The 22416-nt window shown below is 71.1% G+C and carries 20 protein-coding genes; 10 read left to right on the forward strand and 10 right to left on the reverse strand.

Annotated features, from left to right (window positions below):
* Position 1 precedes the first annotated feature (1 nt).
* From AB0C59_RS02185 to AB0C59_RS02210, 6 genes are read left to right on the forward strand one after another with little or no spacing between them, the layout of a single operon-like run.
* Positions 2-955, forward strand: coding sequence for a J domain-containing protein (locus AB0C59_RS02185; protein WP_363000224.1), 954 nt, complete (start codon positions 2-4; stop codon positions 953-955).
* Positions 952-1359: a chaperone modulator CbpM gene (locus AB0C59_RS02190; protein WP_145885926.1), complete on the forward strand. Its 408-nt coding sequence runs from the start codon at positions 952-954 to the stop codon at positions 1357-1359. The genes AB0C59_RS02185 and AB0C59_RS02190 overlap by 4 nt, the downstream gene beginning before the upstream one ends.
* On the forward strand, positions 1350-3989 hold the full coding sequence (gene clpB, locus AB0C59_RS02195) for an ATP-dependent chaperone ClpB (RefSeq protein WP_363000225.1): 2640 nt from the start codon (positions 1350-1352) through the stop codon (positions 3987-3989). Before AB0C59_RS02190 ends, clpB begins: the two co-directional genes overlap by 10 nt.
* The gene (trxA, locus tag AB0C59_RS02200; RefSeq protein ID WP_363000226.1) at positions 3986-4432 is read left to right on the forward strand and encodes a thioredoxin; all 447 of its coding nucleotides are present in this window, start codon (positions 3986-3988) and stop codon (positions 4430-4432) included. Before clpB ends, trxA begins: the two co-directional genes overlap by 4 nt.
* A 5-nt stretch (positions 4433-4437) precedes the next feature.
* Positions 4438-4701 carry a UBP-type zinc finger domain-containing protein gene (locus tag AB0C59_RS02205; RefSeq protein WP_363000227.1) on the forward strand — a complete coding sequence of 88 codons (264 nt, stop codon included), beginning with the start codon at positions 4438-4440 and terminating at the stop codon, positions 4699-4701.
* On the forward strand, positions 4701-6515 hold the full coding sequence (locus tag AB0C59_RS02210; protein WP_363000228.1) for an FAD-dependent oxidoreductase: 1815 nt from the start codon (positions 4701-4703) through the stop codon (positions 6513-6515). The genes AB0C59_RS02205 and AB0C59_RS02210 overlap by 1 nt, the downstream gene beginning before the upstream one ends.
* A gap of 1187 nt (positions 6516-7702) precedes the next feature.
* Here AB0C59_RS02210 and AB0C59_RS02215 read toward each other — a convergent pair.
* From AB0C59_RS02215 to xylB, 6 genes are all read right to left on the reverse strand, one after another.
* Positions 7703-9226, reverse strand: coding sequence for an aldehyde dehydrogenase family protein (locus AB0C59_RS02215; RefSeq protein ID WP_363000229.1), 1524 nt, complete (start codon positions 9224-9226; stop codon positions 7703-7705).
* 135 nt (positions 9227-9361) lie between these two features.
* Entirely contained in the window at positions 9362-10630 is a 1269-nt protein-coding gene (locus AB0C59_RS02220) for a GAF domain-containing protein (protein WP_363000601.1), read from the reverse strand.
* A 231-nt stretch (positions 10631-10861) separates the two neighbouring features.
* Entirely contained in the window at positions 10862-11479 is a 618-nt protein-coding gene (locus AB0C59_RS02225) for an N-acetylmuramoyl-L-alanine amidase (protein ID WP_363000230.1), read from the reverse strand.
* Positions 11480-11628: 149 nt separating this feature from the next.
* Complete coding sequence (locus tag AB0C59_RS02230) at positions 11629-12339, reverse strand: DUF4097 family beta strand repeat-containing protein (RefSeq protein WP_363000231.1); 711 nt, start codon at positions 12337-12339, stop codon at positions 11629-11631.
* Between the two features lie 204 nt (positions 12340-12543).
* Positions 12544-13755, reverse strand: a complete 1212-nt coding sequence (locus AB0C59_RS02235) for an ROK family transcriptional regulator (RefSeq protein ID WP_363000232.1) — start codon at positions 13753-13755, stop codon at positions 12544-12546.
* 20 nt (positions 13756-13775) lie between these two features.
* On the reverse strand, positions 13776-15251 hold the full coding sequence (gene xylB, locus AB0C59_RS02240) for a xylulokinase (protein ID WP_363000233.1): 1476 nt from the start codon (positions 15249-15251) through the stop codon (positions 13776-13778).
* Between the two features lie 172 nt (positions 15252-15423).
* On the opposite strand from xylB, the gene xylA reads away from it, so the two are divergent.
* Positions 15424-16590: a xylose isomerase gene (gene xylA / locus AB0C59_RS02245; protein ID WP_363000234.1), complete on the forward strand. Its 1167-nt coding sequence runs from the start codon at positions 15424-15426 to the stop codon at positions 16588-16590.
* Between the two features lie 144 nt (positions 16591-16734).
* Here the strand turns inward: xylA and AB0C59_RS02250 are convergent, their stop codons facing one another.
* The gene (locus AB0C59_RS02250; RefSeq protein WP_363000235.1) at positions 16735-18072 is read right to left on the reverse strand and encodes an esterase-like activity of phytase family protein; all 1338 of its coding nucleotides are present in this window, start codon (positions 18070-18072) and stop codon (positions 16735-16737) included.
* Between the two features lie 314 nt (positions 18073-18386).
* Between AB0C59_RS02250 and AB0C59_RS02255 the strand changes: the two genes are divergently transcribed.
* On the forward strand, positions 18387-18569 hold the full coding sequence (locus AB0C59_RS02255; RefSeq protein WP_363000236.1) for a hypothetical protein: 183 nt from the start codon (positions 18387-18389) through the stop codon (positions 18567-18569).
* Between the two features lie 164 nt (positions 18570-18733).
* On the opposite strand, the gene AB0C59_RS02260 is transcribed toward AB0C59_RS02255, so the two are convergent.
* Positions 18734-19576, reverse strand: coding sequence for a hypothetical protein (locus AB0C59_RS02260; RefSeq protein ID WP_363000237.1), 843 nt, complete (start codon positions 19574-19576; stop codon positions 18734-18736).
* A 256-nt stretch (positions 19577-19832) separates the two neighbouring features.
* Positions 19833-20432, reverse strand: coding sequence for a methyltransferase domain-containing protein (locus AB0C59_RS02265; protein WP_363000238.1), 600 nt, complete (start codon positions 20430-20432; stop codon positions 19833-19835).
* 230 nt (positions 20433-20662) lie between these two features.
* On the opposite strand from AB0C59_RS02265, the gene AB0C59_RS02270 reads away from it, so the two are divergent.
* Positions 20663-21268, forward strand: coding sequence for an ATP/GTP-binding protein (locus AB0C59_RS02270; protein ID WP_363000239.1), 606 nt, complete (start codon positions 20663-20665; stop codon positions 21266-21268).
* A 36-nt stretch (positions 21269-21304) separates the two neighbouring features.
* On the opposite strand, the gene AB0C59_RS02275 is transcribed toward AB0C59_RS02270, so the two are convergent.
* Positions 21305-21733, reverse strand: a complete 429-nt coding sequence (locus AB0C59_RS02275) for a PPOX class F420-dependent oxidoreductase (protein ID WP_363000240.1) — start codon at positions 21731-21733, stop codon at positions 21305-21307.
* Between the two features lie 95 nt (positions 21734-21828).
* Between AB0C59_RS02275 and AB0C59_RS02280 the strand changes: the two genes are divergently transcribed.
* A complete protein-coding gene (locus AB0C59_RS02280) occupies positions 21829-22242 on the forward strand; it encodes a roadblock/LC7 domain-containing protein (RefSeq protein WP_363000241.1) in 414 nt (137 codons plus the stop codon).
* The last annotated feature ends 174 nt before the right edge of the window (positions 22243-22416 follow it).

Raw genomic sequence — 22416 nt, forward strand, 5'->3', positions numbered from 1 at the left:
CATGGCACGGGACTACTACGACGTGCTGGGCGTGTCGCGGAGCGCGGGCCAGGACGAGATCCAGCAGGCGTATCGCAAACTCGCCCGCAGGTACCACCCCGACGTCAACAAGGACCCCGGCGCGGAGGAGCGTTTCAAGGACCTCAACGAGGCACACAGCGTCCTGTCCGATCTCAAGACCCGGGCCCGCTACGACCGCTTCGGCGAGGACTTCCGCAAGATTCCCGAGGACTTCGACGAACGGGTCGCGGCGGGAGCGGGCGGCGGCTTCCGCGGTCGGAGGGCCGCAGGCGGTGGCGGTCCGCGCGTCCGGTACACCACCGGCTTCGGCGACGGCTTCGGCGCGGAGGGCATCGACATCGAGGACCTGCTCGGCTCCATGTTCGGAGCCGGCGCCGCCCCAGGCGGCGTCCCCGGAGCGGACCAGGAGGCGGAACTGCCGCTCACCGTCGAGGAGGCGTACCGAGGCGGCCGTCGCACCGTCACACTCGCCGGCCCCACCGGGCAGCCGCGGCGTTACGAGGTCGACGTGCCGCCGGGCGTCACCGACGGGCAGCGCATCCGGCTGGCGGGTGAGGGTGGCCGGGGCAGTGGTGACGCCGCCGCGGGCGACCTGTACCTGCGGGTGCGTATCCAGCCCCACCCCCAGTTCCGGCTGGACGGCCGCGACGTGCACGTTCAGGTCCCGGTCACCCCCTGGGAGGCGGCCCTGGGTGCGACCGTGCCGGTGCCCACGCCCGGCGGCGGCACGGCGAAGGTCACGGTGCCCGCGGGCTCGTCCAGCGGCCGGCGGCTGCGGCTGCGTGGCGAGGGCATGCCGAACCCGAGGGGCGCGAACGGCGACCTGTACGCCGAACTTCGCGTCATGGTGCCTCCCGCCCTCGGCGACCGGGAGCGCGAACTGTTCGAGGAGCTCGCCGCCACTTCCTCGTTCGACCCCAGGAGGATGCGATGAACGACCGACCCGCGGGAGCGGGAGGCATCGGCCGGGCCGGCGTGGGCGCCCGTCCGGTACGAACGGGCGCCGACATCACCGCCTCGACGGCAGTCCGGTACGCGCTCGTGCCCGTCCCCAGGCTCTCCCTGGCCGCCGTGGCCCGTCGCTCGGGCCTCCACCCCGATCTGATCCGCCGGTTCGTCGCCCTCGGCCTGGTCGACGCCGAACGCGACTCCGCGGGGCGACCGGTGTTCGACCCCACGGCCCCAGCGGTTCTCGCCCGTATCCAGCGGCTGCGCACCGGACTCTGCCTCAACTACGCATCCATCGGCCTGGTGCTCGATCTGCTCGACCGCATCAGCATGCTCGAAGCCGCCCTGCGCCGCGCCGGCACGAGGAGTGAAACACCCCCATGGACATGAACCGTCTCACCCAGAAGTCCCAGGAAGCCCTCCAGGAAGCCCAGAGCGCGGCCGTCGGCATGGGGCAGACCGAGGTCGACGGGGAACACCTGCTGCTCGCACTTCTCGATCAGGAGGATGGTCTGATCCCACGGTTGCTGCAACAGGCCGGCAACGAGCCGAAGGAACTGCGCGCGGCCGTACGCGAGGAACTCTCCCGCCGCCCGAAGGTCACCGGCCCCGGCGCGGCACCCGGCCAGGTCTTTGTCACCCAGCGCCTCGCCCGCCTGCTCGACGCCGCCGAGCGGGAGGCCAAACGCCTCAAGGACGAGTACGTGTCCGTGGAGCACCTCCTGCTCGCCCTGGCCGAGGAGGGCTCGGCGACCGCCGCCGGCCGCCTGCTCAAGGAGCACGGCGTGACCCGGGATTCGTTCCTGAGCGCGCTCACCCAGGTCCGCGGCAACCAGCGCGTCACCTCCGCCAACCCCGAAGTGGCCTATGAGGCTCTGGAGAAGTACGGCCGCGATCTCGTCCTCGAGGCTCGGTCCGGGCGGCTGGACCCGGTCATCGGCCGTGATGCGGAGATCCGCCGCGTCACCCAGATCCTCAGCCGCAAGACCAAGAACAACCCCGTCCTCATCGGCGATCCCGGCGTCGGCAAGACCGCCATCGTCGAGGGCCTGGCCCAGCGCATTGTTCGCGGCGACGTCCCCGAGGGCCTGCGCGACAAGACGGTGTTCGCTCTCGACATGGGCTCCCTGGTCGCCGGCGCCAAGTACCGCGGCGAGTTCGAGGAACGCCTCAAGGCCGTGCTGTCCGAGGTGAAGGCCGCCCAGGGACGCATCCTGCTCTTCGTCGACGAACTCCACACCGTCGTAGGTGCGGGCGCCGCCGAAGGGGCCATGGACGCGGGCAACATGCTCAAGCCGATGCTCGCGCGCGGCGAACTCCACATGATCGGCGCCACCACCCTCGACGAGTACCGCAAGCACATCGAGAAGGACGCCGCCCTCGAACGCCGCTTCCAGCAGGTGCTGGTCGACGAGCCGAGCGTGGAGGACACCATCTCCATCCTGCGCGGACTGCGCGAACGCCTGGAGGTCTTCCACGGCGTGAAGATCCAGGACACCGCACTGGTCTCCGCGGCCACCCTCAGCCACCGCTACATCACCGACCGGTTCCTGCCCGACAAGGCCATCGACCTCGTCGACGAGGCATGCGCCCGGCTGCGTACCGAGATCGACTCGATGCCCGCCGAACTCGACGAGATCACCCGCCGCGTCACCCGCCTGGAGATCGAGGAGGCGGCCCTGTCCAAGGAGACCGACGCCGCCAGCAAAACTCGCCTGGAGGAACTGCGCAAGGAACTGGCCGACCTGCGCGGCGAGGCCGACGCCAAACACGCCCAGTGGGAGGCCGAACGGCAGGCCATCCGCCGCGTGCAGGAGCTGCGCCAGGAACTGGAGCAGGTCCGCCACGAAGCCGAGGAGGCCGAACGCGCCTACGACCTCAACCGAGCCGCCGAACTCCGCTACGGCCGCCTCCAGGACCTGGAGCGCCGGCTTGAGGCCGAGGAGGAGCAGCTGGCCGCCAAACAAGGGCAGAACCGGATGCTGCGTGAGGTCGTCACCGAGGAGGAGATCGCCGAGATCGTCGCCGCCTGGACCGGTATCCCCGTCGCCCGCCTCCAGGAGGGCGAACGCGAGAAACTGCTGCGCCTCGACGAGATCCTGCGCGAGCGCGTCATCGGCCAGGACGAAGCCGTCAAACTCGTCACCGGCGCCATCATCCGCGCCCGCTCCGGCATCCGCGACCCTCGCCGCCCCATCGGCTCGTTCATCTTCCTCGGCCCCACCGGCGTCGGGAAGACCGAGCTGGCCAAGACCCTCGCCCGGACCCTGTTCGACTCCGAGGAGAACATGGTCCGCCTCGACATGAGTGAGTACCAGGAGCGGCACACCGTCAGCCGGCTCATGGGCGCACCGCCCGGATACGTCGGCTACGAGGAAGGCGGCCAGCTCACCGAGGCCGTACGCCGCAAGCCGTACTCGGTCGTGCTGTTCGACGAGATCGAGAAGGCGCACACCGATGTCTTCAACACCCTGCTGCAGATCCTCGACGACGGCCGCATCACCGATGCGCAGGGCCGCACCGTCGACTTCCGCAACACCGTGATCATCATGACGTCCAACATCGGCTCCGAGCACCTCCTCGACGGCGCCACCGCGGAGGGTGAGATCAAGCCGAACGCCCGCGCCCTGGTGATGGGCGAGCTGCGCGGGCACTTCCGCCCGGAGTTCCTCAACCGCGTCGACGACATCGTGCTGTTCAAACCGCTCGGCGAGCGGCAGATCGAGCGGATCGTGGAACTGCAGTTCGACGAACTGCGCCGCCGCCTCGCCGAGCGCCGCATCACCGTCGAACTCACCGACGCCGCCCGAGAAGTGATCGCCCACCAGGGCTACGACCCGGTGTACGGGGCCCGGCCACTGCGCCGCTACATCTCCCACGAGGTCGAGACACTGGTCGGACGCGCCCTGCTGCGTGGCGATGTCCAGGACGGCGCGACGGTCCGCGTCGATGCCGAACACGGAGAGCTGGTGGTCACCTACGACCAGCCCGAGGACGTGAAGGGAGCGCGGGCGGCATGAGCACGATGCAGGTGACGACCGTCAGTTGTCCCAACTGCGGGCGCACCAACCGAGTGCCCGTGGCCGCGGAAGGCCGCCCCAAGTGCGGCCACTGCAAGCAACCCCTACCGTGGATGGTGGACGCGGGCGACGACGACTTCACCGAGGTCGCCGAGCGGGCCGACGTCCCCGTCGTGGTGGACCTGTGGGCCACCTGGTGCGGCCCCTGCCGCATGGTCAGCCCCGCACTGGAGAAGGTCGCCACCGATCTCGCCGGCCGCATCAAACTCGTCAAGGTCGACATCGACAGGAACCCCCGGCTGTCGCGGCGTTTCGAGGTCCAGGCGGTACCGACATTGCTCGTCCTCGACCACGGCGAGACGGTCGCCCGGCAGACGGGGGCGGCGCCCGCCCCCGCTCTGCGCCAGTGGGTGGAACAGTCGATCAGCGCCCGGAAAGGGTGATCAGGATGACCCTGCACGCAGACCCCCACCTCGCGCTTGTCCGGCCGGTCCAGCCGCTGACCCCAGAAGGGTGTCAGGAGTGCTTGGTGCTCGGCTCTCCGTGGGTACACCTGAGGCTCTGCCTGACCTGCGGGCACGTCGGCTGCTGTGACTCCTCGCCGAACAAGCACGCGCGTATGCACGCGGCTGCCGACGCCCATCCGATCGTGCAGTCGTTCCAGCCCGGCGAGGACTGGCGCTGGTGCTACTTCCACGAGGCGTTCGTCTGATGTCCGGCGACCAGCCGCTGCCGGGCGGAGAACCGGTGCCGGAGGAAGCGGACGAGGCCGTCTTCCGGGAGACCCCGGACATCTACGGCGCGTATCCGCGCCTTACGGAGGACCAGATTGCACGTCTGGCGGAGCACGGGCAACGCCGGAGCATGGCGCCGAACGACGTGCTGCTCCAGGAGGGGGAGCGCTGCGAGACGTTCTTCGTCGTCCTCAGCGGTAGCGTCGCCGTCGTCGAGGACTACGGCACTCCTGACGAGCACGTGCTGCGCGTGCACGGCCCTGGTCGCTTCATCGGCGAACTCGGGCTGCTGCACGGACAGGTGGCCTTCTACACCGCTGTCGCCAGAGAGCCGGGCGAGGTCCTCGTCGTCTCCCTGGACCAGTTGCGCCACCTGGTGTCCCAGGACTCCACCATCGGGGACGTCGTGCTCCGCGCCTGTCTGGGCCGTCGTGCGCTGCTCGTCGGACAGGGCGTCGGCTTCCGCATCATCGGCTCGCGCTACTCGCCCGACACCCGGCGGCTGCGCGAGTTCGCCATCCGCAACCGGCTGCCGCACCGCTGGATCGACCTGGAGAGCGACGAGGAGGCCGAGGATCTGCTGCGCCGCTTCGGCGTCGGCCCGGAGGAGACACCGCTCGTCATCTGGCGGGACACCACTCTGTTGCGCAACCCCAGCAACGCGGAACTGGCCCGGCTCATCGGCCTGCCGTCACTGCCCGCCGGAATCCGTCACGGCGACGTCCTCATCGTCGGCTCCGGCCCCGGCGGCCTCGCCGCCGCGGTCTATGCCGCCTCCGAGGGCCTGGGCACCACCGTGGTGGAGGCGATGGCCACCGGCGGCCAGGCCGGCACATCGTCCCGCATCGAGAATCTGCTCGGCTTCCCCGCCGGTATCTCCGGCGCCGAACTCACCGAACGAGCCGTGCTCCAGGCCGACAAGTTCGGCGCCAGGATCAGCATTCCGGTGGAGGCGACCGGTCTCCATCCCAAGGACGAGGACCACTACGTGGTGGCGTTCGCCGACGGCAGCGAGATCGCCGCCCGCGCCGTCGTTCTGGCCACGGGCGCCCGCTACCGCCGGCTCCAGGTGCCCGGCATCGAACGCCTGGAGGGAACGAGCGTCCACTACTCGGCGACCTTCTACGAGGCCCAGCAGTGCCGCACCGATCCGGTGGCCGTCGTCGGCGGCGGCAACTCGGCGGGCCAGGCCGTGCTGTTCCTCGCCGGGCACGCGCCGAAGGTGCGCCTGCTGATCCGAGGACCAAGCCTTGAGGCCAACATGTCCCGCTACCTGGTCGACCAGGTCGAACGCCATCCGCGGGTGGAGGTCATGCTGCACACCGAGGTCACCGAGGTCATCGGCCAGGAAGTGCTGGAGGAGCTCGACGTAGTCGACAACCGCACGGGCGGACACCGCCGACTCGCGGTACGGGGTCTGTTCGTCTTCACCGGCGCCGACCCCCACACCGAGTGGCTCGCCGGCACCATCGCCCTCGACTCCCGCGGCTTCGTCCTCACCGGCCCGGAGGCACAGGAAGCCTGCGCCTGCCCCGAGGTGTGGCACGGCCGCGGGCGCTCGTGCATGACCCTGGAGACCAGCCTGCCCGGGGTCTTCGCGGTGGGGGACGTCCGTAGCGGCTCGGTGAAGCGGGTGGCCTCGGCGGCCGGTGAGGGCGCGATGGCCATCCACTTCGTGCACCGGCACCTGGGGCACTCGGCCGCACCCGGCACCACGGGCACGTCCGTTGCCGCGGGCGGCTCGGACGTCTCCCCACGACTACGTCACAAGGAGTCCGCATGGCTCGCATGACGAGTGGCGGGCGATGAGATGACGAGAAGGAAGAAGGAGTCGATGGCGATGGCCATGCCCGCCCGGGCCAGCGGCGTCGGACACCCGGGGAGGGAGGGCAGTACGGGCATGCCCGAAGGCCGCGCCTGAGGTTGCTCAACCTGATCTCGACGTCTCGGCCGCACGCGAGGTGGCGGCAGTGCCACAGCCGGCTCGGTTCCCGGGTAGGACTCCAGCGGCTCGAGGTCGGAGTCCGTCGCCTCAATTGCGGCCCGGTGGCCGTCCGTGCGGGGCAGTTCGCGGCGACGCGACCATGCCCGGCTGATGCCCTGCCCGGTGTTCTTGCGCCCGCACGGGCCGCAGCCCCCTTGTCCGCCTTTGACCGACCCATGAGTGGGTGTCCCGATCGTGCCGCAGGTTGTGCAGCGGCACCGCCAGGGGATGTCGGACCGGGATAGGGCTCCAACGGTTCCAGACCCGCCGACCTCATGAGCGCGGCGGCCTGGTCGGGATCGACCGGCGCGTTCGGCGCGCACCATCGGCACGGTCCCCCTCCGCGTTTGATGTACGAGTAGCGCGGCATGACCTCCCGACCGCACGGCACGTGCCGGCAGCGCCAAGGGGGTGTCGCCCCGGGATACGGCTCCAGCGGTTCCAGGCCGGCCGAGCGCATCAACGCCGCCGCCTCCTCCGGAGGAATCGGAGCCGTGCCTGCGCAATACCGGCAGCCGCCCTGCCGCCCCGCGGCAATGTTGCCCAGCCGCGGTGACACTTCTCTCCCGCACGCTTCATGGCGGCAGCGCCAGGGCTTATCACTTCCTGGATAGGGCTCCAGTGGTTCGAGCCCGGCATCCCGCATTATCAGCACCGGATGGCGTGAATCCTGCCGCGGACGTCCCGTCGCCACCCAGCCTCCCCTGAAGTACCCGCTACCGGGTGAGGGTTGCACGCGGTACTGACAACGGCCATGCTCGCGTCAGGAGCTTGGGGCAGTCTTCCTCGCGAGGCCTCCTTGCCCGGCCCTTCCGGGCTGTCCTCTTCGTGGTCTTCGGATGACGGTTCGGCGTTCTTTGGTCCGCGAATGGTCCGGCGGGAACTCCCTTGGATGCCGCCAGGTAGCTGTAAGGAATCAATCGATCACGGTGGGTACCTTGCATGGTGGGTTGCCTGGAGCCCCATGATGCCCCCAGGCAACCCGACTTCAGGTTCTAGAAGAAGCCAAGCTTCTGAGGGCTGTATGAACAAAGAATGTTCTTGGTCTGCTGGTAGTGCTCCAGCATCATCTTGTGGTTCTCGCGGCCGATGCCGGAACCCTTGTAGCCGCCGAACGCGGCGTGCGCCGGGTAGGCGTGGTAGCAGTTCGTCCAGACCCGGCCCGCCTGGATGGCGCGGCCCGCGCGGTAGGCGGTGTTGACGTCCCGGGTCCACACGCCCGCGCCGAGGCCGTACAGCGTGTCGTTGGCGATCCCGATGGCGTCGTCGAAGCCGTCGAACGACGTCACCGACACCACCGGGCCGAAGATCTCCTCCTGGAAGACGCGCATCCGGTTGTCGCCCTCGAAGATCGTGGGCTGGACGTAGTATCCGCCCTTCAGTTCGCCGTCGTGCTCGATGCGTTCACCGCCCGTGAGAACCTTCGCCCCCTCCTGCCGGCCGATGTCCAGATACGAGAGGATCTTCTCCAACTGGTCGTTCGACGCCTGGGCGCCGATCATCGTGTCGGTGTCCAACGGGTGGCCGGTCCTGATCTGCCGGGTCCGGGCGATGGCCGCCTCCATGAACTCCGCGTACTGGCCCCGCTGGACCAGGGCACGCGACGGGCAGGTGCACACCTCGCCCTGGTTGAGCGCGAACATCGTGAAGCCTTCGAGCGCCTTGTCGCGGAAGTCGTCGTCCGCCGACCAGACGTCGTCGAAGAAGATGTTCGGGGACTTGCCGCCGAGTTCGAGAGTGACCGGCGTGATGTTCTCGGAGGCGTACTGCATGATCAGCCGGCCGGTGGTGGTCTCGCCGGTGAACGCCACCTTGGCCACGCGCGCACTGGACGCCAGGGGCTTGCCCGCCTCCACGCCGAACCCGTTGACGATGTTCACCACACCCGGCGGCAGCAGGTCGGCGACCAGGCTCAGCCAGTAGTGGATGGACGCGGGCGTCTGCTCGGCGGGCTTCAGAACGACCGCGTTGCCCGCGGCGAGAGCCGGTGCGAGCTTCCATGTGGCCATCAGGATGGGGAAGTTCCACGGGATGATCTGCGCGACGACGCCGAGCGGCTCGTGGAAGTGATAGGCCACCGTGTCGTCGTCGATCTCGCCCAGCGACCCCTCCTGCGCGCGGACCGCCCCCGCGAAGTAGCGGAAGTGGTCGATGGCGAGCGGGATGTCCGCGGCCAGCGTCTCCCGGACGGGCTTGCCGTTCTCCCAGCTCTCGGCCACGGCGAGCTTCTCCAGGTTGGCCTCCATCCGGTCGGCGATCCGCAGGAGGATCTCGGCTCGCTCGGTGACCGACGTACGACCCCAGGCGGGTGCGGCGGCATGAGCCGCGTCCAGCGCCCGCTCCACGTCGTCCGCGGTGCCGCGCGCGACCTCGGTGAACGGCTGCCCGTTCACCGGGCTCGGGTTCTCGAAGTACCGCCCGAGAGCGGGCGGCACGTACTCGCCCCCGATGAAGTGGTCGTAGCGTGCCTGGTAGGAGACGATGGCACCCTCGGTGCCTGGCGCTGCGTAACGGGTCATGCGGGTCTGCCTCCCGGAAGCCGCGCTGCCCGCCGTTGGGCAGCTCTCGCGGTGAGGCTAGGACGAAGGACGTTGCGGGCACGTTGCGCGCCCGCCGTGTCCCGCCGGAGTCTCACGGCGGTCCGGCGAGGTCGGTCAGGGACACTCCCACCCCGGGGGCGCCTCGAGTTCCCCCTCCAGCTCCCTCACACGCGCCCGCACGGCGGCCGTCGGCCGCGCCGCCGTCAGGGCCCGCCAGACGCCGACGTCGTCCTCACCCCAGGGCGAGTGGGCCCAGTCGGCCAGCAGGTCGGGGTCCCCGCGCGCGATGAGCGCCGCCCGCAGCCCGTCGCCGAGTTGCCGCCGCAGCCTGGCCACGGCCGGCGCCTGCGACCGCGGCAGCAACGGGCCCCGGTACGCCGACGCGGCCTTCGCCACCGCCCCCGACGCCAGCCGCCTCTCCACGACGGAGACGTCCGAGGCGACCGCGGCGGCGAGCCGGTAGGGGCGGGAGGCCAGCAGTCCGGGCCCGAGGACGCGGCGCAGCCGCGCCAGCTCGGCACGCAGCGTCACAGGCGTCACGGACTCGTCCTCGTACAGCGCGCACAGCAGCTCGTCGCCGGTCAGCCCCTCCGGGTGCCGGGTCAGCAGCACCAGGATCTCGCTGTGCCGCCGGCTGAGCCGGACGCTGCGGCCGTCGAGCCGCAGTCCTGCCTCGTCCCGGCCCAGAGCGGCCAACTCCCATGCGCCCGCCGACGCCTGAACCGGCGGCAGAAGCGCCAGCTGCGACTCCGCGGCACGCGCCACGGCCTGGACGAATCCGAGGCTGTGCGGATGCGCCAGCCGATCGCCGCCGGTGATGTCCAGTGCGCCGAGCACCCGCCCGGTACGCGGATCGTGCACGGGCGCCGCGGCACACGTCCAGGGCTGGACCCCGCGCGCGAAGTGCTCCGCCGCGAACACCTGGACCGGCCGGTCCACGGCGACCGCCGTCCCGGGCGCGTTCGTCCCCATCGCGGACTCCGCCCAGTGAGCTCCCGGCACGAAGTTCATCCGGTCCGCGCGCCGCCTGGTCGCCGCGTCACCTTCGACCCACAGCAGTCTGCCCTGCGCGTCGCACACGGCCAGCAGATGCTCCCCGTCGGCGGCGAAGGGGCCGACCAGCTCACGGATGAGCGGCATCACCCGGGCCAGCGGATGCTCCGCCCGGTACGAGCCCAGGTCGTCGTCCGTCAGCTCCACACGTGCCGTGCCGTCGGGGCCGACGCCGGCCCGTGCCGAGCGCCGCCACGAGTCGGCCACCACCGGCCGGACCCGCCGTGCCACGGTGCCGACCGCCGTGAACGTCTCGTGGGCACGACGCAGCTCCCGTACCCGCTCGACGGGATCGGCCCCCGGCTCCAGGGCCACCCACGGATCGGTCAACTCGGCCTCCCGGGACGGCGGTGCGCTGGGGACATCGTCACCCCGGGGGTGGCCGCCGACAACCGTTTCGACCGTCATCGCGACGAACGAGACCGGTGAGCCGGTGAAGGGCGATGAGAGGCCGCCGGCCCGGCCGTGCCCCGCGCCGCATCGCCGACTTCGTGCACGACGGCGGGCCCGTCCTGTTCACCCTGCTTTGCCCGCTCCGGTGCGGCTCCCGCGCCCTGGGGGTCAGGCGACGGCGACCAGCCGCATGTAGTGGGCCCAGTCCCAGTTCGGTCCCGGATCGGTGTGGTCGGTCCCGGGAACCTCGTAGTGCCCGATGATGTGGGCCCGGTCCTTGGGTATGCCGTGTCTGGCGCAGATCGCGGCCGTGAGCGCGGCCGACGCCCCGTAGAGCGCTTCGGTGAAATATCCCGGTCGGTCCACCCATCCTTCGTGCTCGATGCCGATGCTGCGCGTGTTGTAGTCCCAGTTGCCCGCGTGCCAGGCGATGTCGTGCTCCCTGACGCACTGGGCGATGTTCCCGTCCGCCGATCGCACCACGTAGTGCGCGGACACGTTCTTGCGCGGGTCCTCGAAGACGCCCAACGTGCCCATGTACGACGCCTGCGTCACATGGATGACGACCAGGTCGACCGGGTGGCTCACCGGCCGGTCTGAGGGTGTGAAGTTGGCGGGGTCCGCCCCCAGCCAGTCGGCCGCGGGGTGGTCGACGTGCCGCGGGCGGGCGGCGGCCGGTGCCGACGGAAGCAGGGCATAGGGAAGCGCGGCGAGGGCTGTGGCTCCCTTCACGAACCGTCTTCTGCTGGTGAGGTCCGGTGTTCTGTCCGCTGCAGCTCGTACCATGGACGGGGTGCCTTCCGCGCCTGAGGTTCTCGGGTGGTGTGCCGGTGCTGTGCCTCATGCACTCGGTGCACTCGACAGGTACTCGATGGGATCGACGCCTCGGCGCGGCGCCCGGTTCGCCCGGCCGTGCGGCTTTGTCCGGTGCCCGGCTAGGTCGTCGACTTCACGGTCAGGTCACCGCTCGTCGTCGACAGATCCAGGCGGTACCTGCCCGACGGGTCGTTCCTGAACGCCACTTTCTTGTCGCCGTGGGAGTCGTCCGCCGAGATCCGGTAGGGGGCGGGCGGCACGGCGACCGTGAGGTCGCCGTTGGTCGTGAGGGCCTTGACGTCCTGAGGGGTGCTCGTCCGGATCGTCACCTCGCCGTTGGACGTCCGCGCATCGACGCCGCCGTCCTTGACGTCCTTGACGTCGACGTCACCGTTGGACGTGCGGAGTTTGACCGGTCCCGTGGCGTGGGCCACGGCTATCTCACCGTTGCTCGTGTGCACATCGACCGCGCCGACGTCGGTCAGTGCGAGGCCGCCGTTGGACGTGCCTCCGGTGACCGGAAGGCCCGCGGGCACCTTGACCGTGTAGTCGACGCCGCAGTTCCTGCCGCAGCCGGACAGCACCAGGACGCCGTTCCTGACGCGGAAGGACGTGCCGCCCGGCTTGTCACCGCGGTAGTCGACCCTGCGGTGCACGGAGGCCGCGGGGACCCCGGCCGAGGTCTCCACCGTCACATCTCCGTCGGCGTTGTCGAGACGGATCGAGGTGATCCTCTCGGACACCTTGGCGTCGTCCTCGAAGGACTTCCGGTCGAGGGCCGAGCACGACGACAGGGCGCCGATCGTGAGAGCGGCCAGAGCCGCGGCCATGAGAATGCGCGTCGGTGAGCGTCGCATCGAAGTCCCCCGTGAAGCGATGTGAACAGTTGATCAGTCATCGCGATCCTACGCAGCCGCTCTGCCGCCGCCACTGGGGAAAACCCCCCAATACCAGGGCCGGTTCGTCGTCCGCGCCCCGCCCGGCGACGCTTTCACGCCCGCCCGGCGACGCCTTCCACGCCCGCTCGGCAGCGATCACGCCCGTCCCGACGCGACCGGCGGATCGTCGAGCACCGCTCGTACCACCGAGTGCGCCGCTCCCAGCAGAGGTCCTTCGGACCCGAGCCGTGAGACGGCCACGGAACACACCGGACCGGCCGTCCTTCGGGCCAGTTCGCGCTCCAGGGACGGCACGAGCCACGGTGCGAGCGCCGCGAGCGCTCCGCCGAGCACGACCGCCTCGGGGTCCAGCAGATTGACCGCGCCGGTCAACGCGATGCCCAGTGCCGTCCCGGCGTCGCGCAGGGCGAGCCGTACGTCCCGGTCGCCGTGCGCGGCGCGTTCTGCCAGCACCTCCACCCGGTTCTCGTCCGGCGCCGGCTCCCCGGCCGCCCGCAGGACCGCCTCCTCGCCGGCGTACTGCTCCAGACACCCCCGCCCACCGCACGCACACCGCGGCCCCTCCGGATGCACGGGCACATGGCCCAGTTCCCCGGCGAAGCCGCGCGTCCCGCGCAGGAGCCGCCCCTCCAGGACCACCGCGCCGCCGATGCCGATCTCCGCCGAGACATGCACGAAGTCGAGCGGGGTACCGTCGCCGAGCCACAGTTCCGCGAGTGCCCCGAAGTTGGCCTCGTTGTCCACGGTCAGCGGCATGCCGTCCGGCAGGAACGGTGCCAGGTCGGTGTCGTGCCAGCCGAGGTTGGGCGCCCGCACCACGGTCCGGGCGTCACGTGCCACCAGGCCGGGCACCGCGACGGCCAGACCCGCCGGACGCAGTCCGCGGCCTTCGGCCTCGGCGACGACCTGCCCGAACAGGGCGGTCAGCTCGGCGAGCACCGGCCCGGGCGGGCGGCCTCGGTTCGCGGTGTGCCGCACGGCCCGCGCCCGGACGGCTCCGCGCAGGTCGACCGCGCACACCGCGAGATGGTCCACGCCGATCTCGGCGCCGATCCCGGCCGGTCCCTGATCACTGAGGGCCAGGGCGGACCCCGGGCGTCCGACCCCGGCGGGACGGTCCGGCCCCAGCTCCTCCAGGAGCCCTGCCCGGATCAGTTCGTCGACGAGCGTGGAGACCGCCGCGCGCGTCAGCCCGATCCGTGCCGCGACCGCGGCACGCGACAGCGGCCCCTCGGCCCGTACGGTGTGCATGACCCGCGCCAGATTGCGCCGGCGCATGCCCTGCTGGGTGTCGGGCGGTCCGCTGCCGGGGCCGGGCGGACGGGCTTCGTTCGGTCGTGCGGCCATGCCTCCCCCGGATCATCTCGTCAACGCCGGCCGGGCTCTTCGCGGTCGGGCTCCGGTCGATCGGGAGCCCGCTCCAGCAGCGGCTTCGCGTCGGAGAGTACCCCGGTGATCCTGGCGAGCGTCGCCTCGTCCCGCTCGACGGCCTCCAGCACCGGCCCGTGGTCGGTGCCCCAGCGCCGGGCGACCGAGGCCGGGTCCTCGCCCGTCAGCAGCCCGGCGGCCTGCGCGGCGGCACCCAGCGCGACGAGTTCCCTGGCTTCGGGTACCTGCACGGGACGCCCGGAGAGCCGCCGGACGGTCTCCTGCCATGCCCTTCCCCGGGCGCCGCCCCCGATGAGCAGCAGCGGAGCGCTGCGGTCGGCGTCCGCGTCGAGCACCAGGTCGAGGGCGCCCAGCAGCGCGTGCACGGCTCCGTCGTAGGCGGCCTGCAGCAGTTGCCCCGGCGTCGTGTCGTGCCGCAGGCCGTGCAGCAGTCCGGAGGCGTGGGGGAGCGGTGGGGTGCGCTCGCCGTCGAGGTAGGGGAGCAGCGTCACCCCCGCACCGGGCTCGACGGCCTTGCGGTCCAGGCCCAGCAGGGCGGCGATCCGGTCGACGGCGAGCGTGCAGTTCAGGGTGCAGGCCAGCGGTAGCCAGTCGCCGTGCGCGTCCGCGAAGCCCGCCACCGTTCCGGTCGGGTCGACCGGCCGCCGCCCGGAGACCGCGTACACCGTGCCGGACGTGCCGAGACTCAGGACGGGAGTGCCCGGGCGCAGTCCGAGGCCCAGCGCGGCGGCCGCGTTGTCCCCGGTGCCGGAGGCGACCAGGGTGCCCTTCGAGAACGGCAGGCCGTGGGCGTCCCGCACGGTTCCGACGATCTCGCCAGGGCGCACCACGCGCGGCAGCAGGGCGGGGTCCAGGCCGACGTGTCCGAGGATCTCCTCGTCGTACGACTCCGTCCTGGACGTCCACCAGCCGGTTCCCGAGGCGTCACCGCGGTCCGTGACACCCGTGCCCGTCAGACGTTCGGTCAGGTAGTCGTGGGGGAGTCGCACAGCCGCGGTCGCGCGCACGGCATCCGGCTCGTTCTCGGCGAGCCAGGCCCACTTCGTGACCGTGAAGGAGGGACCCGGGACGCTTCCCGTGCGTGCGGCCCAGTCCTTGGGGCCTCCCAGTTCCTGCGCGAGCCGGCGGGCCTGCTGCGCGGACCGCACGTCGTTCCACAGCAGGGCGGGTCGCACCGGGTCGCCGTTCGCGTCCAGGGTGACCAGGCCGTGCTGCTGGCCGGCGACCGAGATCACCGCAGCCTCGTGGGCCGCCTCACCGCACTGGCGCAAGGCCTCGCACAGGGCGTCCCACCACTCGCGCGGATCGCTCTCGCGGCCGGCGCCCGACGAGACGGTGTGCGATGCCTGGCCGCTCGCCACCACCTGCCCGCTCGTCGCGTCGACCACCAGCACCTTGGTGGACTGGGTGGACGAGTCCACCCCGACGACGAGCGGGCCCTCGGCTGCTGACATCGGGTTCTCCCTCTTCCGCTGCTCGCTCTCGCGCCGCCCAGCGCGGTCCTCGCGCGGTGTCCTCTCGAGGAGTCTTCCCCGCCGACGCCGCGTCCCTTCCCAGCGGCGCCCCCGCATACTAATTTGTTAAGTGCCATGACGAAATAGTTCTCAGCATGCGAGGAGTCGAGGCATGAGCTACCAGCCCACCCCGGACGACAGGTTCACCTTCGGCCTGTGGACCGTCGGATGGCAGGGACGGGACCCCTTCGGCGATGCCACGCGCCACGCCCTGGACCCGGTGGAGACGGTGCGGCGGCTCGCCGACCTCGGCGCCCACGGCGTCACCTTCCACGACGACGACCTGATTCCGTTCGGGTCGTCGGACGCGGAGCGTGAGGCCCATGTCAAGCGCTTCCGGCAGGCCCTCGAAGCGACCGGGATGACCGTCCCGATGGCCACCACCAACCTCTTCACCCACCCCGTCTTCAAGGACGGCGCCTTCACCGCCAACGACCGCGACGTCCGGCGCTACGCGCTGCGCAAGACCCTGCGCAACATCGACCTGGCGGCGGAACTGGGCGCCCGGACGTACGTCGCCTGGGGCGGCAGGGAGGGTGCCGAATCGGGTGCGGCCAAGGACGTGCGCGTCGCTCTGGACCGTATGAAGGAGGCTTTCGACCTCCTGGGCGAGTACGTCACCTCCCAGGGCTACGACCTGCGCTTCGCGATCGAACCCAAGCCGAACGAACCGCGCGGCGACATCCTGCTCCCCACGGTCGGGCACGCCCTGGCCTTCATCGAGCGCCTGGAGCGCCCGGAGCTGTACGGCGTCAACCCGGAGGTGGGCCACGAGCAGATGGCCGGCCTGAACTTCCCGCACGGGATCGCCCAGGCGCTGTGGGCCGACAAACTCTTCCACATCGACCTCAACGGCCAGTCCGGCATCAAGTACGACCAGGACCTGCGCTTCGGGGCGGGCGACCTTCGTGCCGCGTTCTGGCTCGTGGACCTCCTGGAGAGCGCTGGATACGGCGGACCGCGCCACTTCGACTTCAAGCCGCCGCGGACCGAGGACCTCGACGGTGTATGGGCCTCCGCCGCGGGCTGTATGCGCAACTACCTGATCCTGAAGGAGCGTTCCGCGGCCTTCCGCACCGACCCGGAGGTGGCGCAGGCCCTGCGCGCCTCCCGGCTCGACGAGCTGGCGCGGCCGACCGCCGACGACGGGCTCGTAGCGCTGCTCGCGGACCGGGGTGCCTTCGAGGAGTTCGACGTGGAGGAGGCGGCGGCACGGGGGATGGCCTTCGAGCGCCTCGACCAGCTGGCCATGGACCATCTGCTCGGCGTCCGGGGCTGATCCCGGGCCCGTCCCGGCCCCGCCGGCGTCGAGCGCCACCTTGCCCCGGCCGCTCTGGAACCGTGCGAACCGTCCCGGGCGCCGTTCTCGCGCGCGTGGCACGCGGGAACGGCGCACGCGCGCGTGGCACGCGAGAGGGTGCGATCAGATCCCGCGAGTGAGCCGCAGACAGACCACGGTCGTCTCGACGCCGCTGTCCACGAGCCGTCCCCGCGCGTCGAACGCGCCCGACCCGTCGGTCATCCCGAAGTCGTTGTCATTGACGAGCGCGAGGGTGTCGCGGTCCACGCGCGCGATGCCCTCGATCTTCTTGGGCACACCCTTGACTGTTCCGAGGTCCACGAGGAGCCGCTTGCGCAGCACCGGGACACCGGATGCGGCGGGATCGTCCAGCTGCTCGAGGGACGGCGAGGTGCTGGCGTCGTCATAGGAGCCGTGCAGGATGTCGGCGCCGCGTGTGAGCCGGACCAGCTGAAGTCGTGCCGCGTTGTCGGTGCGCTCCTCCACCAGCAACCGGTCGCCGCCGACCGCCACCACGGAGGAGATCTTGAGCTCGGACGTGTCGTCCTCACCCGGGTCCACCACGTCCACCGGGTCGAACCGGTACGCGTACTCCGCGGTCACGGCCCGCTTCTGGGGCGAGAAGCGCAGCAGGCGCGTGGTGCGCGACGTGTCCCCCGCCGTGCCGTCGGGCAGCGACAGCGGGCTCTGCAGCGCCATCACCAGATCACCGCCCGGAAGCTGCGCCAGTCCCTCGAAGCCCCGGTTGATCTTCCGGTGCAGCAGGATGGACGGCAGGGACTCGATCACGGGATAGTCGGTGCCGCTCAGGTGCAGCCCCTTGGGCACGTACCTCGTGAGGACCCTGCCGTGCGGTGACACGTGCACCAGGGACGGACCGTACTCGTCGACCAGCCAGAAGCCGCCGTCCTCGGCCCGTACGATGCCTTCGGTGTCGAGTCCGTCCGGGTCGTAGGGCAGGGGCGTCCGCGCGTCGTAGGAGTACGGCGCCTCGTCGCGTCCCGGCTGGTTGGGCAGCCCGGTGACAGCCTCGCCCGAGGAGGTCGTGATCGGGATCGCGGCGAGGACCTGTACCCGGTCGCCCCGGACGCGGATCTTCACGATCGCCGGGTCGAAGCCGGGCGTCGGGAAGGTGCGGCGCTTGGCGCCGTCGACCTTGATCTGGCCGTTGGGACCGCGGTCCGTGACGGTCCAGAACTCGTTCGCGCGTCCGGCCGGGTAGATGTCGCTGCCGATCCCGCCGAGATCGATGCCGTGGTCGTCGGCCACCGTGCCCGGCAGCAGCGCGTCGCTGAACGGGCCCAGCGGGATGTCGCCGAGCACCGCGGTCCGCGTCACCCTCGGCTGATCGTCGTGGGCGCTCGCCGTTCCTGTGACCGAGACCGTGGCGAGCACCGCGAAGGGAAGGCTCGCGGCGATGCAGCGGTGCATGCGGCGCCGACCGGCGTTGTGGCGGGGCATCTGACCTCCTGGGGCTCAACTCCGTTGACAGCGGACAGAGTTGGCTGTGATGTGGAATGCCGTGCGGCGAGCCGGTGAACGCCGGGTGTCGGCCGCCGATCGGGCCGACACCCGACGTTCCCGGGAGACGCACGGCACGGGATCCGGCGTCATGGGCAGCAGCCCCTCAGCCGGCCCTGAGGTCGACTGAGGGTCGGTCTCAGGGTTGTGTCAGGGGTGGCACCTGGAACCGCGCACGGTCGGCGACCGTTCTCAGGGCAGAGAGCGGTGCCGCCGGGGCCCGCGGGCGGCTGCGGCCGCGAAGGAGGCGTCACATGTCGAAGAGCGCGAAGGTCGCCGCGGGGGGCGTGCTGGTCGGGCTCGTCCTGCTCATCTGGCTGCCGTGGTGGGCGGCCCTGCTGATCGTCGTCGGTGTCCCGGCGGCCGCGTATCTCGCCCTGGACCCGTCCCAGCGGCGCAGAATGCGGCGCGTCGCCCGCAAGGAGATCGGCCGCTGAGGGGCGGGCCCACCGATGTCCCCACCGATGCCCCCGCCGCGACGGCGCCGAGGTGAGCGCCGTGGGCCGGCATGGGCCCCGCAGAGTGCGCCGGGGCCGTCCTGGCCGTCTGGGCCGAGCGGTGGCGGTGGCGCTCCCGGCCCCGGCCTCCGGCCTCACCTGTCTCAGGCCGGGCGTACCGCCATCTTGTCGAGTGCCTCCAGCAGACCGGGCAGCTCCACCCCCCGTCCCACGGGGACGACTTCGCCGGGCTCCTCGTCGAAGAGGACGAACGCGATGTCGTCGGTCCTGGCGACCATGGACCAGCCGGGCCCGTCGGCGCGCAGGGTGCGCGCGTCGCCCGGTGCGAACGAGGAGCGGACGCGGCCGAGCGGGGGAGGGGTGTCCACATAGGAGCGTGCCTCGGCGAGGACGCGGCGGATGCCGCTGCGCGTCCTGGACGCACCCCCGTCCGCGCCGGGCGGTGCCTCCTCCTGCGCCGGAGTGGCGGTACCCGCGGGCGCGAAGTCCGTTTCCTTGAGCTGCTCGCGCCACATGGACCACTGGAGGGCGATCTCGTCGGCCCCCAGGCGCCGTTGCGCGGGGCCCCAGACGGTGGTGTCCGGCGGACGGAGCGGCTCACGGTCGGCGGTCTGCGGCGACGGGTCGTGCGGAGCGGGCACGTTGGGCGCGGCGACGGCCAACGCCAGCGGCCAGCCGGGCAGCGCCGCGACGACCGTCCGCTCGTCCGGCGACAGCTCGTACTCCATGCCGCAGTCCCAGGAGGCGATCGCCACGGCCACCAACGACACGTCGTCGACGACCACGGTCCACCGTGCGCCGTCGCTGTCCTGACCGAGCACGAGCCCGTACCCGTCGGCCAGCGGCGGCAGATCGAGGGCAGCGCACGCCTCCGGGTAGTCGTCGCCCAGAACGCTCGGGAACTGCGCCGGCGTCAACAGAACCGCCGTCAGCACGTACAGCGCGTCGTCCTCGGCGTCGACGGCGTCCTGGTCCGTCCCGGCCATGCAGTCCTCCACTCGCGTTCGCCCGTCGGCGCACCCTAATGCGCCCACGACCCGCTTGTCACGAGTGCGAAGGGCATGAGGACCTGCACTTCTCCGGGAGGACGGGACGAAACGGCCGGAGGGCCCACAGAGAGGTCCGGCCCCTCCGTACGGCGATCCTCAGCCATCGGCGCCCGCGAGGATCCAGCACCGGAACGACTCGCCCACCGCCCTCGGGCTCTCATGACGGGTGTGTTCTCCGTCGAGCGGGTGGGGCTCAGCCCTCGCGGATGGCCAGGGCCAGGAAGAGGGCGTCTTCGTCCACGTAGGACGTCATCCGCCAGCCGGAGCCGGCCAGCAGCGGCCCGAGCCGGTCCTGTGCCCGCAGGTCGTCCGGGGTGATCTGCCGGCCCTGGCGGGCCGCGAGGGCGGCACGGCCGATCGGATGGAACAGTGCGAGCCGACCCCCGGGCCGCACCACGCGGGCCAACTCCCGGAGGTTCTCGGCCGGCTGCGGCAGATGCGCGACCAGACCGGCCGCGAACACGGCGTCGAGGCACTGAGCACGCAGAGGGAGCACGGCCACGTCGGCGAGCAGCAGACGGCCGTCGTGGTTCCGCCCGGCCGCCACGGCGGCCTCCAGCATGGCCGGCGTCAGATCGGCGCCCAACACCACTCCGGTGGGCCCCACGGCGGCACGCAGTGGTGTGAGAGCCCGGCCCGTGCCGCAGCCCGCGTCGAGTACGCGATCACCCTCGCGCAGTCCGAGGCGGTCGACGCCGGAGGCGTACGCCGGGCCGTCGTCGGGAAACCGCGCGTCCCAGTCGGCCGCGCGGGCGCCGAAGAACTCCTGAACGTGTGAGTGGTCGTGGCTCATACGTCGCATAATTCCTCAGTCCTGCAACGGATCGCGCGCCCATACGGTCATCGGATGCCCAAAAGGCGACCTCATCGGTCAATTGGCGATCCGACCCCCCGGAAGTGGCTGCCGATCGTCATGCTGTCGACCTCGTACGGATGTCGCGTACGGACGTACAGACGTGCGCATGTTTGGATGTGCGGATGTACCGAGGTCGACCGTTGTGAGCACCCCGGGAGAAGTGATCGATGGTCCCCGAGCACGTGGACGCCGCCGAGGACGACGCGTCCGCGCTGACGCTGAAGATACTGGTCGCCGGCGGATTCGGCGTGGGGAAGACCACCTTGGTGGGTGCCGTCAGCGAGACCAGGCCCCTGCGCACCGAGGAACGGTTGAGCGCGGCCGGACAGTGGGTGGACGACACGGGCGGCGCGGACCACAGGACCGCCACGACCGTGGCCATGGACTTCGGGCGCGTCACCATCCGGTCCGGGCTCTCGCTGCACCTCTTCGGCACTCCCGGCCAGGACCGCTTCTGGTTCCTGTGGGACGAGCTGTCCCAGGGGGCACTGGGCGCGGTCGTCCTCGCGGACACCCGGAGACTTGAGGACTGCTTCCCCGCGGTCGACTACTTCGAGTACCGGAAGATCCCGTTCGTGGTCGCCGTCAACTGCTTCACCGGCGCCCGTACCTTCGACGTCCAGGACATCTCGCGCGCCCTGGACCTCGACCACGGCACGCCCGTGGTGCTCTGCGACGCGCGCGACCGCGAATCGGGCAAGGACGTGCTGGTGCGTCTCGTCGACCACGCCGGGCGGATGCACGCCGCCCGGCTGCTGGCCTCCGTGGGGTGACCCGTGGGGTGACCCCACGGCCGGCGGGCCGAATCCTCAGTCGGCGACGGCGGAATAGGCCAGGACCTTCTGGATCCTGACCCGGACGAGCAGTTCACCCGGAACACCGTTGCGGGTCCCGAACTCCTCGCCCCGCTCCGCACCCATGTACCGCGCCCCGATTCGTGTCGCCCAACGCTTCACCTCGGTGAGGTCCTCCGACAGCTCCGCCCTGCCCTGCAGCACGACGAAGTCGAACGGGGGTCGGTCGTCGTCCACGCACAGGGCGACCCGTCCGTCCCTGGCCAGGTTCTTTCCTTTCACCGTCTCCTTCCCGGTGTTGAAGACCACGTCGTCGCCGTCCAGCAGGAACCAGATCGGCGCCACATGGGGGCTGCCGTCGGCGCGAACAGTGGAGAGCTTTCCTGTGCGGGTGCCGTGCGAGACGAAGGCTCGCCATTGGTCCTCGGTCATCTTCTGTGCCATGGCTCCATCCTGCTTGCCCGCGAGGCGACTGTGGTGAAGGCTGGCTGATCGGAACCTCCAGCCAGGGGGGAGCGTTGGCACGGGGAGAGAAGGCCATGACACAGAACACGGAGCTCGGCTGGCTACTGGACGACCTGGCCGGGCGCATGGAGCACATACGGCACGCGCTGGTGCTGTCGACCGACGGGCTGGTGACCAGTACGAGCACGGGGCTGCGGCGGGAGGATGCCGAGCATCTGGCCGCGGTCTCCTCGGGGTTGCACAGTCTGGCCAAGGGGTCGGGGCGCCACTTCGGCGCGGGCCAGGTGCGCCAGACCATGATCGAATTCGATGACGCGATCCTGTTCGTCACCGCGGCCGGATCGGGGAGCTGCCTGTGCGTGCTCAGCGCCGCCGAGGCCGACATCGGCCAGATCGCCTACGAGATGACACTGCTCGTGAACCGCGTCGGCGAGCACCTGGCCGTGGAATCACGCGAGCGGGAGCACACGCCCATCGTGGACCAGTGAGAGGGGCGCCCCATCGCACAGGCCTCTCTGCGGGCACGGAACGCACGGCCCGCGTCGACACCCCTCCCGACCTGCGGCGAAGGGCTTCGCAGGAGAGTTGTCCACAGGCCGGAACGGGATTCAACGGATCCGGCTACGGTTTTTCCGAGGCGAGCGCGACCGGTGCTCGCAGCC

This window comes from Streptomyces sp. NPDC048664 (assembly GCF_040650555.1).
Lineage (GTDB): Bacteria > Actinomycetota > Actinomycetes > Streptomycetales > Streptomycetaceae > Streptomyces.

What these genes read in the sequence shown, in the direction of transcription:
- AB0C59_RS02185 (WP_363000224.1), top strand. Translation starts at nt 2, where the DNA reads ATGGCACGGGACTACTACGACGTGCTGGGCGTGTCGCGGAGCGCGGGC.
- AB0C59_RS02190 (WP_145885926.1), top strand. Translation starts at nt 952, where the DNA reads ATGAACGACCGACCCGCGGGAGCGGGAGGCATCGGCCGGGCCGGCGTG.
- clpB (WP_363000225.1), top strand. Translation starts at nt 1,350, where the DNA reads ATGGACATGAACCGTCTCACCCAGAAGTCCCAGGAAGCCCTCCAGGAA.
- trxA (WP_363000226.1), top strand. Translation starts at nt 3,986, where the DNA reads ATGAGCACGATGCAGGTGACGACCGTCAGTTGTCCCAACTGCGGGCGC.
- AB0C59_RS02205 (WP_363000227.1), top strand. Translation starts at nt 4,438, where the DNA reads ATGACCCTGCACGCAGACCCCCACCTCGCGCTTGTCCGGCCGGTCCAG.
- AB0C59_RS02210 (WP_363000228.1), top strand. Translation starts at nt 4,701, where the DNA reads ATGTCCGGCGACCAGCCGCTGCCGGGCGGAGAACCGGTGCCGGAGGAA.
- AB0C59_RS02215 (WP_363000229.1), bottom strand. Translation starts at nt 9,226, where the DNA reads ATGACCCGTTACGCAGCGCCAGGCACCGAGGGTGCCATCGTCTCCTAC.
- AB0C59_RS02225 (WP_363000230.1), bottom strand. Translation starts at nt 11,479, where the DNA reads ATGGTACGAGCTGCAGCGGACAGAACACCGGACCTCACCAGCAGAAGA.
- AB0C59_RS02230 (WP_363000231.1), bottom strand. Translation starts at nt 12,339, where the DNA reads ATGGCCGCGGCTCTGGCCGCTCTCACGATCGGCGCCCTGTCGTCGTGC.
- AB0C59_RS02235 (WP_363000232.1), bottom strand. Translation starts at nt 13,755, where the DNA reads ATGGCCGCACGACCGAACGAAGCCCGTCCGCCCGGCCCCGGCAGCGGA.
- xylB (WP_363000233.1), bottom strand. Translation starts at nt 15,251, where the DNA reads ATGTCAGCAGCCGAGGGCCCGCTCGTCGTCGGGGTGGACTCGTCCACC.
- xylA (WP_363000234.1), top strand. Translation starts at nt 15,424, where the DNA reads ATGAGCTACCAGCCCACCCCGGACGACAGGTTCACCTTCGGCCTGTGG.
- AB0C59_RS02250 (WP_363000235.1), bottom strand. Translation starts at nt 18,072, where the DNA reads ATGCCCCGCCACAACGCCGGTCGGCGCCGCATGCACCGCTGCATCGCC.
- AB0C59_RS02255 (WP_363000236.1), top strand. Translation starts at nt 18,387, where the DNA reads ATGTCGAAGAGCGCGAAGGTCGCCGCGGGGGGCGTGCTGGTCGGGCTC.
- AB0C59_RS02260 (WP_363000237.1), bottom strand. Translation starts at nt 19,576, where the DNA reads ATGGCCGGGACGGACCAGGACGCCGTCGACGCCGAGGACGACGCGCTG.
- AB0C59_RS02265 (WP_363000238.1), bottom strand. Translation starts at nt 20,432, where the DNA reads ATGAGCCACGACCACTCACACGTTCAGGAGTTCTTCGGCGCCCGCGCG.
- AB0C59_RS02270 (WP_363000239.1), top strand. Translation starts at nt 20,663, where the DNA reads ATGGTCCCCGAGCACGTGGACGCCGCCGAGGACGACGCGTCCGCGCTG.
- AB0C59_RS02275 (WP_363000240.1), bottom strand. Translation starts at nt 21,733, where the DNA reads ATGGCACAGAAGATGACCGAGGACCAATGGCGAGCCTTCGTCTCGCAC.
- AB0C59_RS02280 (WP_363000241.1), top strand. Translation starts at nt 21,829, where the DNA reads ATGACACAGAACACGGAGCTCGGCTGGCTACTGGACGACCTGGCCGGG.